This is a genomic window from Paenibacillus sp. SSG-1, assembly GCF_002224835.1.
Lineage (GTDB): Bacteria > Bacillota > Bacilli > Paenibacillales > Paenibacillaceae > Paenibacillus_AQ > Paenibacillus_AQ favisporus.
Genome location: NZ_MBRK01000001.1, coordinates 3,493,217 through 3,514,893, shown reverse-complemented (window position 1 = coordinate 3,514,893; position 21,677 = coordinate 3,493,217). Strand labels below are relative to the sequence as shown.

At 52.1% G+C, this 21,677-nt stretch carries 21 protein-coding genes; 18 read left to right on the top strand and 3 right to left on the bottom strand.

Going from position 1 to position 21,677, the window contains the following annotated elements:
• Window positions 1-6 precede the first annotated feature (6 nt).
• From BCV73_RS16170 to BCV73_RS16105, 14 genes are all read left to right on the top strand, one after another.
• A complete protein-coding gene (locus BCV73_RS16170; RefSeq protein ID WP_089547898.1) occupies window positions 7-1,077 on the top strand; it encodes a 23S rRNA (cytidine(2498)-2'-O)-methyltransferase RlmM in 1,071 nt (356 codons plus the stop codon).
• A gap of 214 nt (window positions 1,078-1,291) precedes the next feature.
• The gene (locus BCV73_RS16165; RefSeq protein ID WP_089547897.1) at window positions 1,292-2,776 is read left to right on the top strand and encodes a serine/threonine-protein kinase; all 1,485 of its coding nucleotides are present in this window, start codon (window positions 1,292-1,294) and stop codon (window positions 2,774-2,776) included.
• Between the two features lie 34 nt (window positions 2,777-2,810).
• Complete coding sequence (locus BCV73_RS16160) at window positions 2,811-3,839, top strand: SAF domain-containing protein (RefSeq protein ID WP_089547896.1); 1,029 nt, start codon at window positions 2,811-2,813, stop codon at window positions 3,837-3,839.
• A gap of 43 nt (window positions 3,840-3,882) precedes the next feature.
• On the top strand, window positions 3,883-4,635 hold the full coding sequence (locus BCV73_RS16155; RefSeq protein ID WP_218828149.1) for a hypothetical protein: 753 nt from the start codon (window positions 3,883-3,885) through the stop codon (window positions 4,633-4,635).
• The gene (locus tag BCV73_RS16150) at window positions 4,632-5,477 is read left to right on the top strand and encodes a P-loop NTPase family protein (RefSeq protein ID WP_143811874.1); all 846 of its coding nucleotides are present in this window, start codon (window positions 4,632-4,634) and stop codon (window positions 5,475-5,477) included. Before BCV73_RS16155 ends, BCV73_RS16150 begins: the two co-directional genes overlap by 4 nt.
• Window positions 5,478-7,385, top strand: a complete 1,908-nt coding sequence (locus BCV73_RS16145) for an ATPase, T2SS/T4P/T4SS family (RefSeq protein ID WP_089547893.1) — start codon at window positions 5,478-5,480, stop codon at window positions 7,383-7,385.
• On the top strand, window positions 7,375-9,450 hold the full coding sequence (locus BCV73_RS16140; protein ID WP_089547892.1) for a hypothetical protein: 2,076 nt from the start codon (window positions 7,375-7,377) through the stop codon (window positions 9,448-9,450). The genes BCV73_RS16145 and BCV73_RS16140 overlap by 11 nt, the downstream gene beginning before the upstream one ends.
• A 14-nt stretch (window positions 9,451-9,464) precedes the next feature.
• Entirely contained in the window at window positions 9,465-9,947 is a 483-nt protein-coding gene (locus tag BCV73_RS16135) for an ABC transporter permease (protein WP_076171305.1), read from the top strand.
• Between the two features lie 29 nt (window positions 9,948-9,976).
• Complete coding sequence (locus BCV73_RS16130) at window positions 9,977-10,390, top strand: hypothetical protein (protein WP_089547891.1); 414 nt, start codon at window positions 9,977-9,979, stop codon at window positions 10,388-10,390.
• Entirely contained in the window at window positions 10,383-10,937 is a 555-nt protein-coding gene (locus tag BCV73_RS16125; RefSeq protein WP_089547890.1) for a hypothetical protein, read from the top strand. Before BCV73_RS16130 ends, BCV73_RS16125 begins: the two co-directional genes overlap by 8 nt.
• Complete coding sequence (locus BCV73_RS16120) at window positions 10,924-11,916, top strand: hypothetical protein (RefSeq protein ID WP_089547889.1); 993 nt, start codon at window positions 10,924-10,926, stop codon at window positions 11,914-11,916. The genes BCV73_RS16125 and BCV73_RS16120 overlap by 14 nt, the downstream gene beginning before the upstream one ends.
• Before the next feature lie 148 nt (window positions 11,917-12,064).
• Window positions 12,065-13,618: an ABC-F family ATP-binding cassette domain-containing protein gene (locus BCV73_RS16115; protein ID WP_076171317.1), complete on the top strand. Its 1,554-nt coding sequence runs from the start codon at window positions 12,065-12,067 to the stop codon at window positions 13,616-13,618.
• Window positions 13,619-13,719: 101 nt separating this feature from the next.
• Entirely contained in the window at window positions 13,720-14,751 is a 1,032-nt protein-coding gene (locus tag BCV73_RS16110; RefSeq protein WP_089547888.1) for a thiazole biosynthesis adenylyltransferase ThiF, read from the top strand.
• A 147-nt stretch (window positions 14,752-14,898) separates the two neighbouring features.
• A complete protein-coding gene (locus BCV73_RS16105) occupies window positions 14,899-15,588 on the top strand; it encodes a response regulator transcription factor (RefSeq protein ID WP_089547887.1) in 690 nt (229 codons plus the stop codon).
• A 43-nt stretch (window positions 15,589-15,631) separates the two neighbouring features.
• Here BCV73_RS16105 and BCV73_RS16100 read toward each other — a convergent pair whose 3' ends face one another.
• Both BCV73_RS16100 and BCV73_RS16095 read right to left on the bottom strand, forming a co-directional pair.
• A complete protein-coding gene (locus BCV73_RS16100) occupies window positions 15,632-16,150 on the bottom strand; it encodes a C40 family peptidase (RefSeq protein WP_089547886.1) in 519 nt (172 codons plus the stop codon).
• 277 nt (window positions 16,151-16,427) lie between these two features.
• Window positions 16,428-17,069 (bottom strand): thiamine diphosphokinase, encoded by a 642-nt coding sequence (locus BCV73_RS16095; protein ID WP_089547885.1) that lies wholly within the window; start codon window positions 17,067-17,069, stop codon window positions 16,428-16,430.
• A gap of 178 nt (window positions 17,070-17,247) precedes the next feature.
• On the opposite strand from BCV73_RS16095, the gene BCV73_RS16090 reads away from it, so the two are divergent.
• Together BCV73_RS16090 and BCV73_RS16085 are read left to right on the top strand one after the other, a co-directional pair.
• A complete protein-coding gene (locus tag BCV73_RS16090; protein WP_089550280.1) occupies window positions 17,248-17,901 on the top strand; it encodes a trimeric intracellular cation channel family protein in 654 nt (217 codons plus the stop codon).
• A 21-nt stretch (window positions 17,902-17,922) separates the two neighbouring features.
• A complete protein-coding gene (locus tag BCV73_RS16085) occupies window positions 17,923-18,387 on the top strand; it encodes a low molecular weight protein-tyrosine-phosphatase (RefSeq protein ID WP_089547884.1) in 465 nt (154 codons plus the stop codon).
• A gap of 195 nt (window positions 18,388-18,582) precedes the next feature.
• Here BCV73_RS16085 and BCV73_RS16080 read toward each other — a convergent pair whose 3' ends face one another.
• Complete coding sequence (locus tag BCV73_RS16080; protein ID WP_089547883.1) at window positions 18,583-19,314, bottom strand: alpha/beta hydrolase; 732 nt, start codon at window positions 19,312-19,314, stop codon at window positions 18,583-18,585.
• Between the two features lie 259 nt (window positions 19,315-19,573).
• On the opposite strand from BCV73_RS16080, the gene pdhA reads away from it, so the two are divergent.
• The gene (pdhA, locus tag BCV73_RS16075) at window positions 19,574-20,641 is read left to right on the top strand and encodes a pyruvate dehydrogenase (acetyl-transferring) E1 component subunit alpha (RefSeq protein ID WP_076171332.1); all 1,068 of its coding nucleotides are present in this window, start codon (window positions 19,574-19,576) and stop codon (window positions 20,639-20,641) included.
• A gap of 54 nt (window positions 20,642-20,695) precedes the next feature.
• Window positions 20,696-21,676 (top strand): alpha-ketoacid dehydrogenase subunit beta, encoded by a 981-nt coding sequence (locus tag BCV73_RS16070; RefSeq protein ID WP_089547882.1) that lies wholly within the window; start codon window positions 20,696-20,698, stop codon window positions 21,674-21,676.
• Window position 21,677 lies beyond the last annotated feature (1 nt).

Genomic DNA, 21,677 nt, shown 5'->3' with positions numbered 1-21,677 from the left:
CCCATTTTGACTGATCATAACTTATCGAATAATGAAAATAGCGAGGAATCGGGATATTCCATCTCAAGATTTATATGCACGGCAAACCACGGCTTCGCTCCTTATGCCCAGGAAGAGCTGCGCCGCAAATTCGGCAGCCTAAAAAGCCGCGTGCTCGTGTCGGGAGAAGTGTTCCTGTTAACGCTAAATGAAGAAGCCGGCCGGGCCGTAGACATGATTATCAGCAGCCCGCCGATCTTTCTGCGTCACATCCAGCCTGTGCAGCTGGAGCAAAATGCAGAAGACATGGATCAGGCGGTCCGTGAGGTCAGCGCCTTCCTGCGGAACCGGAAGGAGCTTCATGGCGCAGCCGTGTCGCTTCAGGTTCGGAAAGCCGACGACAGCCTGTGGCAGGACAGCGCGGGCAAACTGCGCGAAACGCTGGCCGAGATGCTGAGCGACCTCGGGGCGGATTTCGTCGTGCAGGATCCGGAGTGGATCATTTCTATTTTTGCCGCCGGAAGCATGCTGCACGCCGGGGTTTCACGGCCATCCGACAACTTGTCGGATTGGAGCGGCGGAGCAATCCGCTTTCAGCGTGAGGAAGGACAGATCTCCAGGGCCAAATTCAAGCTGCTCGAAGCCGAACACAGCTTTGGCATCGATTTCACCGCTTTTCACAAGGCGATTGACATCGGAGCGGCGCCTGGAGGCTGGACGTCCTTTTTGCTGGAGCGCGGTTTACAGGTTACAGCCGTGGACCCGGCGGTCATGCATGAGTCGCTGCAGGGGCATCCCGCGCTGCGTATCCTCCGGAAAAATGCCTCAGAGGTACAATTCAAGGATGAGGAATTTGATCTTCTTGTATGTGATATGAGCTGGAGTCCGAAACAGATGGTGAAGCTGGTGAAGGAGCTGCTGCCAAGCCTGGCTGCGGGAGGAACGGCGGTTGTAACGGTGAAGCTGATGCATAAGAAACCGATGGCATTAATTGATGATGTTATTTCGTCGTTTGAGCAGGCTGAGATGCAGGTTCAGAGAGCCAAGCAGCTGTTTCACAATCGGGACGAGATCACACTTTATATGATTAAATATTAAGGTTGTTAAGATGTAGTACTGTTTTCCAGTATTTGGAGCAATGATGCAGTTTGGAAAATATTTCTTGCGAGATCCGACAATTTATTTTATACTAGTACCAAAATTAACCAAACGATAATATAGGGAAAGCATCCCGGAGTACGATCGTGGCCCAGGCCACGTCGTCATCCGAGGGTGCTTTCCTTTTTTGTCGTTCAGAAAGGTTGTGTATACGATGAGTCATCCTTCCAGGCTGCGTCCCGGACAAAGGATTGGAGGGAGGTATGAAGTAATCGCCAGCATTGGTGAAGGGGGTATGAGCCGGGTATACCTGGCAGCGGACCTGAAGCTTCCAGGCAAGCAGTGGGCCGTCAAGGAGACACCGTCGAGGCCCGAGCTGCTTCAGGGCTTGCAGGATGAGGCTGAGCTTCTCATCTCATTGAACCATCCCCGTCTCCCGCGAATCGTCGATTTTTTCGCATCGGATGAAGAAGGGTTCGCTTATTTGGTCATGGACTTCATTCAGGGTGTCACGCTCGAGAAGTATTTTAAGGAGAACCAATACAGGCTCCCGGCTGGAACTATTCTGCAGATCGCAAATCAGCTGCTGGAAGTGCTGGAGTATCTGCATGAGCATGAACCCGCGGTCATTTTTCGCGACTTGAAGCCATCCAACATTATGCTTGCCCGCCAGCTGGAAGTCCGATTGATCGATTTTGGGATCGCCAGAAATTACAAGCAGGATCAATATCAGGACACCGTTAAGCTCGGTACGGTCGGATTTGCGGCCCCGGAGCAGTATGGATTGGGGCAAAGCGACGCAAGGTCGGACTTGTACGGCTTGGGCGCCTTGATGCTGTATTTGTCCACCGGCGGCAAATGCAGCGAATGGAAGGAAGGGGTACAGGAACTGATCCGCCCCGATATTCCGAAAGGCATGATCCCTATTATCCGCCGCTTGCTGAGCATTGAACCCGAAGACAGGTACCAATCGGCCAAGGAGGTACGTTCGGTCCTGGATTCCATCGGGATGCTGGGTACAGGATCGGTGGGACTGAAAGCGGGGAGGAAGCCGGGATTTCCGGGAACGCTGGTGATCGCGGTCATGGGGGCCGGCAGCGGCACGGGGACAACCCATACGGCGATTGCCGTCGCGCATTATTTGGCCCGAAGCTACGGCAAAGTGGCCCTTGTCGAGATGAATCTGCAATCTCCGGCGTTCGGCCGGATTCAGAGAATCGCGGCCGGCAGGACAGATCGCGTGCAAACGGGTGAGCGCAAGTTTGAGGTGCAGGGCGTGGATTACTGGCGGCAAACCGGGAGGGCTGACGTGATCTCCCTGCTTGGTGGAAGTTACGACTTTGTGGTGATGGATCTGGGAGCTTATTTCGGTAATGACCGGCTGGAGGAATTTCTGCGTGCGGAAATTCCCATTATTGTCGGATCGGGAGCGGAGTGGAAGCACCAGGATTTGGTCGGGCTCGTCCAGCAATTGTCCAGTCATCCGCAGCATAAGTGGATGTACTTTCTTCCGCTCGCACCGCAGGACGCTGTGCACCGGCTGCGGCGTACGCTGGGCACGTCCCGGGTATTTTCCATCCCGCTTCAGGTGGATCCTTTTGACCAATGCGATGAGATGGACCGGGCATTTGTCCGGATATTCCAAGGGCTGCTGCCGGTCGCGGAGCGCAGACGAAAGTTCAGGTTTGGCTTAAGCTGAGAGGCGACGATGAAGGAGGGAGTAATCGGGAAGTATGTCAAAGTTAAGGCAGCGAACGAAACACTTGATTTATGCAGGCCTGGCAGGCGCTTCGGCGATGGGGCTGCTGTTTGCAGGCTATGCGGTCTGGAACGCGATGGAGCACAACAAACGGGAGGGAGCGATAGTGCGCCACTACCAGCGGCAAATCGCCGATTTGGAGGAGGCTCAGCTCCAGTCGCAGAAGTCGATGGCATCCGGGTGGACCATCTCCCGCGATGTTGCTCCCGGAGAGACGATCAAGCAGGGCGATCTGATTCAGATCAGGCTTCCGCTCGAGGCTGCCCCTGGCAACCTGATCACGGACAAGGACGGAGCTGCGGGAAGGACGGCCAAGATCGAGCTGGGCAAAGGTACGCCTCTAACCGAAGCGATGCTGTATGAAGGCCAGCCGACCGCACCGGATTTAAGAAACCGGGAGATGAAGGCGGTCTCACTGCCCTCCAACCTGAGGCAAGGCGATTCCGTCGACGTACGGATCCAGTTTCCTTCCGGTCAGGACTACATCGTGCTGTCCAAGAAAAAGATAGATAAGCTTGCTTCGCCAACGATGTGGATCAAGATGAACGAGCAGGAGATTTTGTCTTTGTCGAGCGCCATGGTGGATGCCTATTTGCATGATGCCGCATTATATGCGCTCACTTACGTTGAACCGGAAATGCAGAGCAGGGCGGTCCCGACCTATCCGGTAAATAAAGCCGTGATGAAACTGATTGCGAGCGACCCTAACATCGTAAACAAAGCGGAGCAGACGCTGGCTGAGGCCGTGCGCACAGCGCTGGAGAGCGACCTTGCCCGCGCGGATGCACAATCCCCGGGGAACGGCTCATTTTCGGCGTCGGAATATTCTTCAGGGTATGGTCAGGCCACAGGATCTTCCTCCGGCACGCCAAGCTCGTTCCAAACGAACGGTTCAACCCCTGCCGGGGAGTCAGAGGACTCGTTTACGTTGGACCAACCACAGCAGAACAAGCTGCTTGAACAGGCAGTGAAAGAGGGTGGAAGTTCAACGGATCAACCATAGTTAAGAGCAGCCGGAGCTGTATGTAAGCAAAGCCACACGATGCGTGAACTTTTTAAAAAATCGACTGGCCAGGGGTGATGAGGTGAAGACGTGGATCTTTGCCGGGATATGCGACAAGAGCGAGCTTTTGCTCTATGTGTGCATGCTGCTTCGTGCGGCAGGGCAAAAGGTATTGCTGGTGGATGCGACCGAGAAGCATAAATATCCGCTGTATATCGGACAGCTGGACAAACCGCTGTCTGTAACGGAATTTTCCGGCTTTGATGTCGCTTCAGGTTTTGCGGATGAATCCGAACTGAGGGAACATCTATCGATAGTCGGGACATCGATCGAGCAATACGACGTAGTTGTGTTTGATATGGAGCAGGCGGAATTTTGTCCCCGTGATTCCTGGGAAAGCGCCGCTGCATTGGTATGGGTCAGCGATTATGAGATTTGGACGCTGGAGCAGGGAAGGGATTGGTTGGAAGACCTGTTACGCGGGCATCTCGGCAGTACGCCGCAGGAGTTCTATAAAGTGTACGTCCGGGCAGTGGATGATTTTTTTGACGAAGGGTACGCGGAAGGATATTTCGGCAGCCTCCCTGTGCTATGGAAGGAAGCATCTGTCGTCATCCCGTGGGTCGAGACGGATTATGCTTTGAAGCTGCAGAACGATCATACCCGGAAGGTACGGATCAGACGCCTAAGCCGAATATATAAAAAAAATCTATGCCTGCTGATGAGACTTCTGACAGATATGGAACCGAAAACAATTCATCGCGCCTTACGGAGCGCAGAAAGGAGCAAAGTATGAGTACAGTAGCATTTTGGAGCCCGTTAGAGGGAGGGAGCGGAAGTTCGGCGCACGCAGCAGCGGCTGCGGCTTGCCTTGGTTTGGAATATCGCCTGCGCGTCCTTCTCGGTCACGGTGGTACGGCGGGGGAACGTGTGGAAGGGGCGTTCCGAAGCAGCAGGCTGGTGCTCGACCATTCCCTCGTGTCGTTTCACGATCACGGTATGGACGCGCTGGAAAGGCTTGCGGTTAACCGGCGTTTATTCAGGGACAATTTCCGGGATTACACGATTCCTGTGCTGCCTGAGCGTCTCGACCTCGTCCAGGGAAATGACCGTCGGGGAGGAACGCTGCCGGGTTATCGAGGGCAATCGGTGCAGTCCATCGTAACGATCGCCAACCAATGTTATGATCTGGTGCTGCTGGATGCCGGGTGCGGGATGGTGGCAGCCGGGGATCCGGGGGACGGGACGATGCTGGAGCAGGCGGATCTGATCGTCATCAGCCTGACGCAGAGCGTTCAGGGATTGGAACACTTTTTCAGCGGGAGACACTATCCCGACCAGTTAAAGGATAAGCCGGTTATCCTTGTCCTTGGGCGCTACGACAAAGAATCCCACTGCACGCTTCACAACATTAAACGCAGATTCGGGTATAAGGGCATTCTTCATGGTGTTCCTTACAATACGGATTTCATGGATGCGTGGAACATGCATGGTGTCATGAACTATATGCAGCGCAGCCGCAATCTGAACGATCGGCACCCATCGGCACACTTCTACGGCAGCATAAGGCAGCTGGCCAAAGACCTGATGAATATGCTTGAAATACCCGCTTTGAAAATGGTGGGAAGGGGAGCTTAAATGTTTTCCGGACCGCTGTTCAACATATTGTTTATGGCAATCATTCTATTATTTGCAGCTCTTTTCATTTACTTGAGATGGCTTGATCTGCGCAAACGGCCTTCTGTATCCGGGACAACCGGCGTTGAATTTACGATCGAAGCGATGACATCCTTCGTCAAACAGACCCTTCATGAGCTGACCCACAGTCAACTAACCGACCTGGGACTGCATGAAGAAGAATACAAGCGCAGGCTGAATCAGCGCAGTGAACTGCGCAAAGCGCTGAAGAACTGCATTTCCGGAGATGTTCATGAAAAGCAATACGTGAAGCAGTTTATGGCCGATTTGCTGGTCAAAAGTTATGGGGTGACGGAGGGCAACATAGATCAGGCGATTCCGTTTGCGGATCCGAGGCTTTTGAACGTACAGGATCAATTCGAAATCATCTTTTATTTATACAAACTGCAGTATGGCCAGGACGCGCTGTCGATGATGCTCGAACTGCATGGTCTAGCCGACCTGCGCGTGCTTCCTGGTTATGGGGATGAGCCAGTTTATGCTGTAACCGCCAGCGATGTGGAACAAATGTATACTAATGAATCCCGAAGCCTGACGTTTTCGGAGAAGCTGGAGATTGTCGTTCAGCGTATTTACCAGCAGTTTAAAGGGTTTTCGGTTATCGATGAGCTCAGGGATCAGCGGATTGACGGCGTCAGCGGCGGTGTGAGCGGTATTTTGGCTGACGAGTCATTCGCCGCCTCCTATGGACTGGACCCGCTGCGTATGCTGCAAGCTTCGGTTCAGCCGGATCGTAAAGCCAGAATGACCGAAAGCGTGTGGATATTTTACAGGGGCAAAACGATTCATATGGCCTGCCTGTCCTTCGGGACAGAGCTTGAGCTGAAGCGTGTCTGCCAGAATATTTATAAATACAATCACCCCGGCCAGCTGTCGGAAGCTAACGGCTACAAAGTAAACGAAATGAAGGACGGGTCGCGCGTCGTGGTGGTCAGGCCGCCGTTTTCGGAGTCATGGGCTTTTTTCGTCCGTAAGTTTGACATCCGCAGCGCGACGCTGGAGCAGCTGGTTACCGGGGAGAACGCCCAGCTTCCGATCCAAATGCTGCGCTATCTCATGAAAGGGAGCCGAATTACGGCCATCACGGGAGCCCAGGGCTCTGGTAAGACGACGCTGCTGATGGCGATGATCGAGCATATCTACCCGACCTATACACTCCGGGTGCAGGAAATGGCGTTCGAGCTCCACCTTCGGAAGATCTACAGCCGCAGAAACATTTTATCGTTCCGGGAGACAGATCGCATTACCGGACAGGAAGGTTTGGACCTTCAGAAAAAGACGGACGGCACGGTCAATATATTGGGCGAGGTGGCCAGCGACGGGGTTTCCTCCTGGATGATCCAAATGTCCCAGGTCGCCAGCTTGTTTACCGTATTTACACATCACGCCAAGACGTTCCGCGATTTGATCTTCTCCCTGCGGAATTCCCTGCTGAAGAGCGGCGTGTTTCACCATGAAGCCGTTGCTGAACAGCAGGTGGTTCAAGTTATCAACTTTGACATTCATTTGAAACGGGATGCTGCCGGCAAACGGTACATCGAACGGATTACCGAATGCATTCCCAAGGAGAAGGAGCCGCTGGGCATGATTGAAGGGGGCGCCCACGGGAGTGTCAGGAAGATGCTAGGCCAATTTATGCAACTGCAGGCGGAATATTACCGCCGCGTTCATGACCAGAGCTCCTTTTCCTTCCGGAACATCATCGAGTTTCGCGACGGTGGATATGTGGCTGCAGAACCCATTTCCGAGAGGAACTTCAGGGAAATGGCCGAGCAGATGAGTGTGGAGGATGCGGTCATGTTCAAGGAATTTGCTCAGACGAACTGGGGGAATGGATATGGGAGTTAGGCGTCTGCTGTTCCTGGTTCTGATCATTTCTCTGGCGTTGTTTGCAGTAGTCTATGCCGTCATGATGTGGCTGAATAACAGGTCGAGGAGGAACCGGCTGGAGCTGCTGAGCGATCCTGCACGTCCGAAGGATGAATGGATGCTGCGCAAACGATGGCAGCAATTTCTTCAAACCGCTTATATCGTAGGTTGTTCTGTACCGCTTCTTTCAGCCTATATCCACAAAGTAAGGAAACGGGTAAGCGGCGTTCATGCGTATGAGGAATTTTATCTCCGCCATGAGGTCATGAAGGTTACGCTATCCATACTGGGGACACTTGGTATTTCAGTTGCGGTGCTGTTTCTGCTGAACCCAAGCTTAAGTTTCCTTCTGCTGGTTCTGCTTACTGCGGTGGTGATCAACAGCCTGTTGATCGACATGGTGGTTAACCGGCTGGAGCGGCGGCTGCTCGTCCAAATGCTCGATCTGTTTTCGGACATCCGCCACCGGTATCATCAGCACGGGATGGTGGATGAAGCGCTGCAGGAGGCGGCTGAATCGGCAGAGGACGAGGCAGGCCTTCATACCCGAAAAATTGCCGAGGCGCTGATCAGCAACAATCCTTCCGAAGAATTGGAAAAGTACTATGAAGCTACACCCAACCGTTTTTTAAAAGCATTTGCCGGTATTTCTTACATGATCATGGAGTTTGGCGACAAGGTGAAGGAGCAGGGCTCCATCTATTTGCAGGGACTTAGCGGGCTGACGAAGGAAATCCATCTGGAAATTTTGCGGCGAAGCAAGCTCGATTATTTGTTAAAAGGCCTCAACGTGATCGCGTTAGTTCCCCTGTTTTTTACCAAGCCGATCGAGCGATGGGCCAGAAGCAGCTTTCCCGCGATGGATGAGTTTTATATGAGCAAGCTCGGGTATGCGGCCAAAATTCTCATTTATATCGTGATTATCCTGTCGTTTGTTTTGCTGCAAAAGCTTCAGCAGAATGATGAAACTACATACCGGGCGGGAAGAAACAGCCGCCCATGGGAGAAAGCAATATCGCGTGTTCCGTTATTCCGGGTTATGGCCGCATGGGCTGCCCCCCATCCGGGAAGCGCTGATTATTCCAAAGTGGTCCGCTTGATGAAGGAAACCGGAACCGAGCTGACCTATGAATGGTTTTACATCCGGCGGGTCGTCTACAGCCTCATTGTGTTTGCGGTTACGCTGACGATGACTTTGTATCTTCATCAGATGTCCAGGCATCACATCATGTACGATCCGGTGGTTCAGGACAGCTTCTTCGGGCAGACCACCATCACCCAGCAAGAGGAAGGCAAGCGTCTCAGCAGCCGGGACCTAGAGATCATGAGAAGGGTGAACATGTCGCCGGAAGCTACCTATGCGGAGATTGCTGAACAGCTGCAGCAGGCTGAAAGCAAAGGTCTCGGCAAAGACGAGCTTGTAGACTCGGCTAACCGGATCCTCGGCAAGCTTCAGGCTTATCACAACGAGTATTTTAAATGGTGGGAGCTTGTGTTGTGCCTCTTCGCCGGCATGCTTGGATACGAATGGCCTTTCTGGCTGCTTCTGTTCCAGAGGAAGCTCCGCTATATGGACATGCGGCATGAAGTCTACCAGTACCAGACTGTCATTTCGATGCTGAGGGAGATGGACCGGATTTCGGTGGAGGAAATTTTGGAGTGGATGGACCGTTTTGCCGTCATATTCAAAATTCCGATTCAGAAGTGTCTCATTCATTATGACCACGGCGGGGAAATGGCTCTCCAGCAATTGAAGGAGGAGGTGCGGTTCACCGAGTTTCAAAGAATCGTGGACAAGCTGCTCCTTTCCGTGGAGAAAATACCGATCAGCCAGGCTTTCGACGATTTGGAAGGCGAGATGTCCTTTTATTTTGAGCAGCGAAAACAGGATTATGAGCGGATCATTGATACAAAAGCGGGTCTTGGCAGGCTGATCGGCTTTGCACCCATGTACTCCTTGATTTTCATCTATTTGGTCATCCCGCTGATTGCGATGAGCTTCATGCAGATGAACATCTATTACGAGCAAATTCAAAAAATATAAGGAGATGTAAACCTATGAACAACGCGTCCAGTGCATTAAAAGTAGCCGCAGGCATTTTTCTGACGATCGCCCTCATTACGATTGTCGTCATTCTGTTTATATCGGCGCAGGAAGCCACAAAAACCGCGCAAAACAATTTCTCGGACATCCAGACCGAGCTGTCCCAGGCTTCGTTTACGGTTTACGACGGAACAAGCATCAGCGGTTCCCAGGTGACGAATGCACTGCGAAAGTTCAAGGATAAGGACCAATTCGGCATTTTGGTGAAAACGGGCAAAAACAGGCAGGGTCAGTGGTACGGCAATCAGCTCAACATCAGCGCCGATATTGCGAGCGACAATTACGGTTCGGTGATCAATACAGGGCAGCGTGTAGGAAACTTGACGGAAACTGCCAACGAGTCCAGCAATGAGTATGTCAATCCAAGCGGAAAGTTTAAGGCAAGCATCGTGAAGGACAGCTCCAATGTGGTACGGGGACTTATATTTGAACAGTAGGCAGGGACGGTGAAGGAGTGGCTTAGGTTATGAATCAGCATGCAGAAAGCATGATTTCCGTCAGTTTAGCCTTCATTTTGTTTATCAGCGCCTGCATCTTCGCTCTAGGCTTAACCGGAGAACTGAACCGTACCGTGAACGGGGTAGGGCGCGCCGCCCAAGGACAGTTGAGAAGCGTACAGCCCGTATTGGAAGCATCGCATGAGGATTGGGTAAGCGGCTCTCAAGTTGTGTTCAGTATGATGGGGCTTAATGATCCGGGTGTCCGGATTTCGGTTGACGGTGCAAATGTTCCCGGAGGTTCGTGGGAGGATGGGTTTGATTTCTCAATGATCGAGACCGGCGTGATGTACTCCGTTGCTTATGAGTGGGACGGCTCCGGCGTCCTGACCGGCATCCATTTTGAGAAGTCGGAGAATAGGGAGAAGACCAGCCATGAGTAACGCCATCTCGAAGTTTGCGGCGGTGCTGCTGGCCGTGATCATTATGTATATTTATCCGGCAGCGGAAGCTTCGCAGCGGCAGGACGACCTGTCCCGCATCGTCGTCTATAATGCAGTGACGCAGTTCGTGGATGCCGTAAGGAACAAGGGCTATATCAGTCCGGTGATGTATGAGCAGTTTCTGGAAGAAATTCAGGCGACGGGCAACGAGTTCGACGTGCAGATGGAGCATCTTCACAAGAAATATCATCCGGAATATATCGACGCGGCTGACCCGGGTACGTTTCAAAACAAGTTCAGCACCGTTTATGACGGATATTATACCTCTGACATTATGGATCATATATTTCCCAACACTACGGTTCCCAAAGACGATGAATCGAGAGTCTACAAGCTCACGGCCGGAGACTTTTTTAAAGTTACGGTCAAAAATGTGAACCGGACGGCGGGAACGGTTATGTTCGATTTCGTGACAGGGGCATTGACCGGTGAGGCCGCAGTGATCGCTTTTCCGTATGGAGGCATGGTACTTAATGAAGATTACTGATTTTTGCCTCGTATTCATCGTCATATTCTTTCCGGTCTTTTTGATCATGGGTTACCACGTTCAGGATCAGCGGAATGTTCGTTTTACCGAGCTGAAGTATGTTACAGCCTTGAGAACAGCCGTTCAGGACGCGGGGAGCATGCTGAACGTCAATGAGCGGCAGGAGTTTGAGTCAGGCTACGGCTCGGCGAAATTTTTTAAAGCGGATAAGGAGCTTGCCCTTGATACGTTTTACCATACACTGTATGCCAATTTGGGGATCGAAGAGGATGCGGCTGCCCAGCAGGCGCTGGACCGTTACATTCCGGCCGTAGTTGTGATCGATTACGACGGATACTGGGTGTACGCGGAGGAGGAATATAAGGGAGCTGACGGCATGGCATATGCCAAGCATCTATGGCTTCCGAAAAAGCCGTATAGTTACAGCGACCGGGCAGGCAATATGGTCCATTTTACGCTCGATAATGTCGTAGAAGCTTATCAAGCCGGCTCGGGCACATGGATCCGGGGACTTCAAAGGGAGCTCGGACCGACTTCGTCCATTCCTTTGCTGCAAGATGGGGTCAGGTATGAGCAGGTAAGAAGAACGACTATCGTTCAGGCGATCGAGGACGATCTGGCCAATGTTATTAACAGGCATAATGAAAAGGCAGTCCGAAACGGCGCATCGTACTTGTTTACGCTTCCGCTCATTTCGCAGGAGGAGTGGAATAACTCGATCGACGATATCGGCATCTTGGCGTTTATCCAAGGCATCCCTATTGGCGAGCAAGCACTGAACAATTACGCGCTGGGCAGCGGACGTTTGGTCAGGTCCAACGTTATCAAGGCGGGGGTGGATCACCGAACAGGTATCCGTTATTATTCCCGAGATGACTGCGCCGATGATTTGGACGCTGCGGAGACCTTCACGAGCGCCAAAGAAGCGGCTGCAAACGGCTATTTTGAGAAACCGTGCACACGGGCTTTTGAGCCGTAATGGTTTCTGCAATTAAGAAACCATGATTTCGTGGATTTCTGTTTTACGGCCGGCTCCTTCTTATGATAAAATGATGTCTTGAATGTCATTTCAATAACTTGATGCTAAAAATGAATTTTTATCATAGATAGGAGCGCAAAAAGCAGCTATGAGCTTATTGACAGTCGAAAACGTCTCCCACAATTTCGGGGAACGCACGTTGTTTAAAAACGTATCCTTCCGCCTCCTGGCCGGCGAACATGTAGGTCTCGTCGGTGCCAACGGTGTCGGAAAGTCAACCTTGATGAATATTTTGACGGGGCAGCTGCTGAAGGACAGCGGCAAGGTGGAATGGACGCCGAAGGTCCGCTATGGCTATCTGGACCAGCATACGAAGCTGACGCCAGGCAAAACGATCCGCGATGTGCTAAAGGATGCCTTCCTGCCGCTGCTCGAGCTGGAAAAAGAGATGATGGAAATCACCGAGAAAATGGCCGATGCGTCTCCCGAAGAGCTGGAGCTGCTGCTTGAGCAGATGGGCGATATTCAGGAACAGCTGGATATCGGCGATTTCTACATGCTCGACGTCAAGGTGGAAGAGATGGCAAACGGTCTTGGCCTGAATGCGATTGGGCTGGACCGGGATGTGGCCGCGCTCAGCGGTGGTCAGCGCACCAAGGTGCTGCTGGCCAAGCTGCTGCTCGAGAAACCGAACGTTCTTCTTCTCGACGAGCCAACCAACTATTTGGACGTGGAGCATATCGAGTGGCTGACCCAGTATCTGAAGGATTATCCGCATGCCTTTATCTTGATCTCCCACGATACGGAGTTCATGAACCAGGTCGTCGATGTCATTTACCATCTGGAATTCGCTAAACTGACACGGTATTCGGCCAATTACGAGAAGTTTTTGGAGATGGCGGATATTTCAAAAAATCAGCATATCGACGCCTATGAGAAGCAGCAGGAATTTATCAAGAAGCAGGAAGACTTTATCCAGCGGAATAAGGCGCGTTATTCGACCTCCGGCCGGGCGAAGAGCCGGGAGAAGCAGCTGGAGCGCATCGAGCGGATCGATCGTCCGGAAGAAGCGGCCAAGCCGGTGTTTAACTTTAAAGAGGCACGGGCCAGCGGCAAGACGGTGTTTGAAGGGATCGATTTCGAGATCGGTTATACCCACGCCCTGCTTCCCAAAATGAGCATGACGATCGAACGCGGAGAAAAAATCGCTATCGTCGGCTGCAACGGCGTCGGCAAATCGACGCTCCTGAAGACGATCATGGGTAAAATCCCGCCGATCAGCGGCAAAACGTACCTTGGCGATTTTCTGTATCCGGCCTACTTTGAGCAGGAGGTCCGCCCCGGCAACATCACGCCGATTGACGACGTATGGAATGAGTTCTCGTCTTTGAACCAGCACGAAGTCCGTGCTCACTTGGCCCGCTGCGGCCTGAAGAACGAACACATTACGCGTCCGCTCAATATGCTCAGCGGCGGCGAGCAGGCGAAGGTGCGGCTGTGCAAGCTGATGATGCGTGAAGCGAACTGGATCCTCTTTGACGAACCGACAAACCATCTTGACGTCGTGGCCAAAGCCGAGCTGAAGCGCGCCCTTCAGGAATTTAAGGGGACGGTGCTGCTCGTTTCCCACGAACCGGATTTTTATGAGGATTGGGTCACCAAAATTTGGAACGTGGAAGAGTGGTCCGCGCAGCGGGCTTAACTGCTTTGTAAATATCGAGCACTCGCAACGACAATAACCAAAAGCATATGATAGCCGCTTTCCTTCGGGATTGCGGCTTTTTATGGAAGGAACGATGAGCGATGCAACATACAGGAGACCGTTACTCCCGGCAGGAGCGGTTTGCCCCCTTGGGCAGGGAAGGCCAGCAGAGGCTGGCGGGCAGCCACGTTCTCATAATCGGCGCGGGGGCGCTTGGCACTTCGATCGCCGAGACGCTGGCCCGTTCCGGGGTGGGCCATCTCACGATCGCCGACAGGGACTACGTGGAATGGAGCAATCTTCAGCGGCAGCAGCTGTTTTCCGAGGAAGACGCCCGGCGGCGGCTGCCGAAGGCGGTAGCGGCCAAGCAGCGTCTGGAGGCGATCAACTCTGAGATTGTCATCGACAGCCACATTATGGACGTGCGCGTCGATGAGCTGGAGGAGCTGGTCCGCGGAGTGGATCTGATCATGGACGGTACCGATAATTTCGATACCCGTCTCCTGATCAACGATCTGGCTCACAAGCATGACCTTCCCTGGATATATGGGGGCTGTGTCGGCAGCTATGGCATCACCTACACCATTCTTCCCGGCAAGACGCCATGTCTGAATTGCTTGCTGGGCACAGTCCCGCTCGGTGGAGACACCTGCGACACAGCGGGCATCATTCCACAGGCTGTACAGATGGTGACGGCCCATCAGACTGTGGAGGCTATGAAGCTATTAAGCGGGCATCCCGAGGCGCTATCGAACAAACTGGTGTCCTTTGACCTATGGCGCAACGAGTGGATCACAATCGGCGTTGACCATGCAAAAATGGAGGATTGCCCAACCTGTGGACATCAGCGGACATACCCCTACCTGTCAGCCTCGAATCTGGAGAAAACCGACGTACTCTGCGGGCGCGACACCGTCCAAATCCGTCCAGGAAGCAAGCGGTTCCTCGATTTGGCGGAAACGGCCGACAGGCTGTCCAAGCTCGGAGAGGGCATCGTCGACGCCAACCCTTTTCTGGTCTCGTTTCAATTGGAATCGAAGCGGATGGTCATCTTTGCCGACGGGAGGGTGCTGGTGCACGGCACCAAGGATATTCCCGAGGCCAGGTCGCTGTATCATCGGTATTTTGGGTAGAAGGTATCATTTTCAAATTCAGGCCATTCCGTACTCCGGAATGGTTTTTTATTTTGTGGCCACCCTAAAGGGAAGCAATCGGCGTGCTCGCCGGAGCAAGCGGTACTGACCGCACGTCATTAATACTAAAAAAGTCGGTGGGCTGACATGCACGAAAGCATCCTGGCTATGGGGCTGGCGAGGGAAAGTGAGGTCGTTGACGCTCTTCTGGAAGAGCGGTTCGAAATATATATTGCCGAGGACGAAGAAGAAGCTGCTCAATACGCGCGCAGCCATCCGGTCGACCTGCTGCTCATGGATTTGACCGACTCCGCTGTGCCTTTAACCCGGCTCATTCGCACCGTCCAGCGTGAGCAGAAGGGCCGGCGGTTCCCAGCCGTCGTTTTGACGCCGTCCGATATGGACCTGCCTGTGTCCAGGCTTTTCCGTGCAGGCGCAAACGACGTGCTGAAAAAGCCTGCCGACACCGACGAACTGCTGGCCCGGATCCACAATTTACTGTCGCTGTTCGGGCTGATCGAAGAGCAGTACGGACAGACGGTCACCATTGCCGACCTGGACATCGAACCCAAGAGCCGGACGGTAACGCGCGGTGGAATCCCTATTGAACTGACCGCAAAAGAATATGACCTGCTGCTGTATCTGGCCAGGCACGTCAACCAAGTGTGCAGCCGTGAGGACATCTTGAAGTATGTATGGGAATTCGAATTTCATATGGTGACCAATGTCGTAGATGTATATATCCGGCATTTGAGGAAAAAGGTTGACCGCGGATTTAAGCAAAAACTGATTCACACCGTGCGCGGAGTGGGTTATATAATAAAAGAAGGCCAATAGTCCTACAGGACTACCAGCCTTCCACGTTGATTTCTTTTATAACCTACAGTACGCGGCGTGCTTTCAGATAAGTTCTCTTCCAGTTGCCGGAGTTCAGATTGGAAATCGTTACGCCGGGAGAACCGTACGTGTGCAGAATTTTACCGTTGCCGGCATACACCGCCACGTGAGTTACGTTATGTCCGTTGGCTCTGCTGCCGCTGGAGAAGAACACAAGATCTCCGGGCTTCAGGTTTGCTTTCGATACGGCTTTTCCGACTTTGGATTGCGCCACAGAAGTACGCGGCAAGTTTACGCCGTACTTCTTAAAGATATGCTTCATAAAAGAAGAGCAGTCAAAATTTCTTGTTGTGCTGGTCGAAGCGCCGAACTTGTATGGAGTACCCATATATTGTTTACCGTAATTTACGACTTTTTGACCAGTCGTTGTCGATGTCGTTGCAACTTGAGTGTTAGCTGCAGAGGCTTCCGTTACCTGTGCGCTCGTTGCGATCATTCCACCAAAACCTATAGATGCACATAACCCTACGGTTACTACTTTTTGGATCAGTTGTTTGTTCATGTTGTATTACCTCCAAATTTCGTTTTCTCTCAAGCTCGTCTCCGAGTATAACAGCTTTGAAACAACCTAAATTCTGGATGATGTGTAACAAAACGTTGTGGCTGTAAGGGAAATGGGCTTTTATTAAAAAACGATTAAAAGTTACAAAAAATTAAGAAATACATTTACCCATCCTTGAAGCAAATAAAAAAACCCTTGATAAATCAAGGGTTTTCATTGTTTTTTGCAATTTTCATATCGGTTACAAAATTGTTGTCAAACAAAAGCTGCTGCTATTTTAATCACTGCTTTGGATGACCAGCAAGAGTCCGCCTTCCACGGTGATTGTGCCTTGGGAACCGGTTAATTGGTTGCTGATGCCGAGGGATTCTCCCATTTTAAGCGTGGCGTTGTCCAAGGGGTATTGGAATCCTGTTAATGTAATTCCGGTCACTTCGGGAGTCATAGGCAGCAGGGAAACATACTTATACCCTCTGTCCTGGACCTCAATGGAAGAGCCGGTGAGTGTCATATAATTGTTACAGTCCAGCAGGGCGCAGGAGATGTGGTGCTGCAATACCCGGTTCATCATCTGGATATTGGCTAACGTGTGGTCGAGCCTCGATCCTGTCACTCCCATCAGCAGAATGATATCCGGCTGTTCTTTGATGGCAAGGTCCAGCGCAAGCTCCGTATCGGTCAAATCCTTGTCGATGGGATCGCAATCAATGAGCTGCTTGCTGCCGCTTCTAACCTTTTGCAAATCGGCCGGAGATATGGAGTCAAAATCGCCTACAGCCAGATCAGGCTTATAATTGTTTTCTATTAAAAATAACGCTCCCCGGTCGGCACCGATCAAAAAGTCGGAAGGCCTGATTTCCTTCAAGTACTGCTTGTGCAGATCGCCTCCGGAAAAGATCAATACCCGTTTCTGTTCCATCCTATTTACCTCCGATTGTCGCATTGACGGCTCTTGGCAAGCCCTTTAATTCGCTGTTTATCGAAAGGGCTTGGAAGTTATTCTAGTATAAATCAGAATAGATGGTTGCACAATTCGGCCGGCAGCGGCTACAATGGATGACAGCATATGTTAGGGAGAGGTCAGAAATAAAGTGGACATGCACGTTTTTGAACTATTCAGCATGATCGGCACCATCGCTTTCGCCATGTCCGGTGCGCTCGTAGCCATGGAGGAAGAGTACGACATTTTGGGAATCCTGGTTCTCGGCCTGGTGACTGCCTTCGGCGGCGGGGTCATCCGCAATGTGCTGATCGGTGTGCCGGTGACGACGCTCTGGAGCCAGGGACTGCTGATCAAATTGGCGATCGTGGCGGTGATCGTCGCTTTCCTGCTGCCTGTAAACTGGATTAGGCACTGGAAGAGGGCGGAGGCGCTGCTGGATGCGGTGGGATTGTCAGCCTTCGCGATCCAAGGCGCATTGTATGCAGCCAACATGCATCATCCGCTCAGCGCGGTCGTTGTTGCCGCCGTGTTGACAGGCATTGGAGGAGGAATTATCCGGGACCTGCTCGCCGGAAGGAAGCCGCTTGTGCTTCGAGATGAAATATATGCCGTATGGGCGATGCTGGCCGGAGTAGCCATCGGACTGCATTGGATCCAGACTACACTGGAAGTGATCGTTTTGTTTGCGGCGGTGGTGGTGTTCCGGATGCTGTCTGTTTTCTATAAATGGAAGCTCCCGCGGCGTTCGCTGCAGCCATCTGCCATACAGCCCGTCATCCGCGACGAACGGCACAAGGAATCAGCATAAAGCTAGGAGGACGAGACTGACATGATTTCCGTTTTATTTGTTTGTTTGGGCAACATTTGCCGCTCACCGATGGCTGAGGCGATCCTGAGACATAAAGTGGGCGAGGCAGGGCTGGATGGAAAGATCAGCGTGGATTCCGCCGGCACGGGGGACTGGCACCTCGGCAAGATTCCACATGAAGGAACCCGGCGGATGCTGGATCAGTACAAGATCAGTTATGCGGGAATGAAGGCGAGGCAGGTCGCGAGCAGCGATTTCGAAACTTTCGACTACATCGTCTGCATGGATGACAGCAACGCGACGAACCTGCGCAAGCTTCCGGGGGGAGAACAGGCGACCGTCCTGAAGTTTATGGACCTGCTGCCGGATCATGAGCTTCGCGAAGTGCCGGACCCTTATTATACGGGGAATTTCGAGCTGGTTTACGAATTGATGGACGCGGGCTGCCAGGTACTTTTGGACAAAATATGCCAAGAAAAGCTATAATAGAAAAGACACGCCCGAACGAGGCTATGATCAAAAAGGAAAGCGGCAGGCGCACTGCCGTTTTTTCAGGCTGGAATTGAAAGCGTAACCACTTGCGGGGATAAAAAAGGTGAACGTCGGCTGAGCTGTGGCTGCTGCATTAGCATTCATACCGGAACATGTTCACCTTTGTGCTGTTCAATAGAGGGTAATGGGTCAGGCGCGAAGAAAATAGAGCAGTGCATCCGGCAGTTCTTTTTGCCAGAAGCCCCAAATATGCTTGCCGTCTTTCTCGGTATACCGAACGGTTGCACCGCGGTCCAACAGCAGTTCTTTCATGCTTCGGTTAATCTCGACGAAGTTGTAGACTCCAAGGTCGCTCTCGAAATGGGTTTCCTGCAGGCCGACGATCATGTAGACATCGAGCCAGGACAAGTCATCGTTTTCGGCTACGATTTCCTGGGTGTCCGTATAGTAAGCGCCGGACAAGCTGATAATCCGGTGGAACATCTCCGGATAGTTCATAGCCAGGTGGAGCGAAACGCATCCTCCCAGCGAGTCGCCGGCCAGCACGCGCTGCCCGGGGTCTTGCCGCACGGGATATTTTTGCTCGATGAAGGGAATAATTTCTTCGGCAAAGCACCGGGTGTAGGCCTCGAACCGGCTTCCGAACGGCGCATATTCTTCGGTTCGCACGGAGGTGTCGACCTCGACGCCTACGACGATGAAGGGTTCGGCGAGATCATCCAGAATCAGCTGATTGGCGATGGTCGCGATCCGGCCGAAATTAAAAAATTCCTCGCCATCCTGGCAGTAGACGACCGGATAGCTGACGACCTCGTGGTAGCCGGGCGGCAGATACACGCGCAGGTTACGGCTTTCGTTCAAAAAGCGGCTCTCCAGTTGTTCCTTGTGAATGGTTCGTTTCAAGTATTTTGAATCCGTCATTCATGATCACCTTTCGTGCGGTTAATTTTTGCAATCGGGAAAACAATAAGTTACTATAACCCATGTTTGCCGATTTTGTACCTGTTCCAGTCAAAGCTTTCTGTCTGTTATACAAAATACATTCGCCTGTTATACATACAAAGCGCAAATATTTTGAAATTTAATCCGCAATAGCTTTGACGAAACGAATAAAACAGGTGTATAATAATTCTATAACAGCGGAACTTGATATTCAAATTTTTTTGTTGAGGTGAAGAGAATGAGCAAGGTTCCTTATGAAGTGTACACCGAGGAAGTCGAAGCGCTTTCCGTGCTTTCTCCGGACGGTGAAATTGTTAATGAAGCGAAAATGCCTAAACTTACTGATGATCAGTTAAAAGAAATTATGTACCGTATGGTATTTACACGTACTTGGGATGACCGTGCTGTTAACCTTGGACGTCAGGGCCGTCTCGGCTTCTACGCACCAGTTTCCGGTCAGGAAGCGACGATGGTCGGCAGTGAATTCGCGCTGGAGAAAGATGACTTTATCTGCCCGGGCTACCGCGACATGCCGCAGATCGTATGGCACGGACTTCCACTATACCAAGCATTCCTGTACTCCCGCGGACATCAAGAAGGCGGCCGCATTCCTGAGGGCGTTAACGTCTTGATGCCACAAATTATTATCGGTGCGCAAATTTTGCACGCGATGGGTATTGCCATGGGCTACAAGCTGAAGAAGCAGAAGCAAGTGGTCATTACGTACACAGGTGACGGCGGATCTTCCGAGGGCGACTTCTACGAAGGCCTGAACTATGCCGGACGCTTCAAACTTCCTGTCATTTTCTTCGTACAAAACAACGGCTACGCCATTACGACTCCTTTCGCAAAACAAACGGCAGCCTTGTCGATCGCACACAAAGCGGTTGCAGCCGGTATCCGCGGCGTAAAAGTCGACGGTATGGACGTACTTGCCGTTATTAGTGCTGTTCAAGAAGCTGCTGAGCTAGCACGCAACGGCGAAGGCGCAACTTTGATCGAAGGCGTAACTTACCGGTACCGTCCGCACTCCTTGTCCGACGATGCAACCAAATACCGCACGAAGGACGAAGAAGGCGAATGGAACGCGAAGGATCCGATCACGCGCCTCGGCAAGTACCTGGAGAAGAAAGGCCTGTGGTCGGAAGAAGACACGGCCCGCGTGAAAGAGGAAGCCAAAGCGAAAGTAAACGAAGAGATCAAAAAAGCGGAACAGACTCAAAAAATGACCGTTCCCGGCCTGATCGACAGCATGTTCGAACAAACACCGAAACATTTGGAAGAACAAAAGGCCGATTTCCAATAAATCGTTTGATCCGTTTTGCGTAGTTTAACGAATGTTTAAGGAGGAAATGAAGCAATGGCACAAATGAATATGAAGGAAGCAATCCGCGATGCGCTGCGCGTGGAACTTAAGCGTGACCCGAACGTGATTGTGTTTGGTGAGGACGTAGGTAATGTCGGCGGCGTATTCCGTGCGACGGAGGGGCTGCAAAAAGAATTCGGAGAGGAACGCGTCTTTGACACGCCTCTGGCTGAATCCGCGATCGGCGGCCTGGCTGTAGGCCTCGGGATCCAAGGCTTCCGTCCGGTAGCCGAAATCCAGTTTGTCGGCTTTATCTTTGAAGCGCTCGACCAAATGTTTGTACAGGCTGCCCGCATGCGTTTCCGTTCCGGCGGACGCTACAACGCGCCGATCGTATTCCGCACACCGTTTGGCGGCGGGGTTAAAGCGGCTGAGCTTCACACCGATTCCCTGGAAGGTTTGGCCGTTCAAACACCGGGTATTAAAGTGGTAGTGCCGTCGAACCCTTACGACGCCAAAGGCCTCATGATTGCGGCGATTCGCGACAACGATCCGGTGTTCTTCATGGAGCACTTGAACCTGTACCACGCGTTCCGCGCCGAAGTTCCTGAAGAGGACTACGTCGTTGAGCTGGGTAAGGCTAACGTGGTCCGCGAAGGTTCCGACGTGACGATCATCGCCTACGGCATGATGGTTCATACCGCTACGAAAGCAGCGGAAGAGCTTGAGAAAACAAATGGCATCAAAGCCGAAATCATCGACCTGCGTACGCTGAATCCTTTGGATATCGATACGATCGTTGCATCGATCAAGAAAACTAACCGTGCCATCGTCGTACAGGAAGCGCAAAAAACTTCCGGCGTAGCGGCTGAGGTCATTGCTCAAATCAACGAAAAAGCGATTCTTCACCTGGAAGCTCCAGTACTGCGCGTAGCTGGACCTGACACGGTATATCCTTTTGCCCAAATCGAAGATACATGGCTTCCTACACCGGCTCGAGTCATCGCTGCAGTCAACAAAGTCATGGAATTCTAAG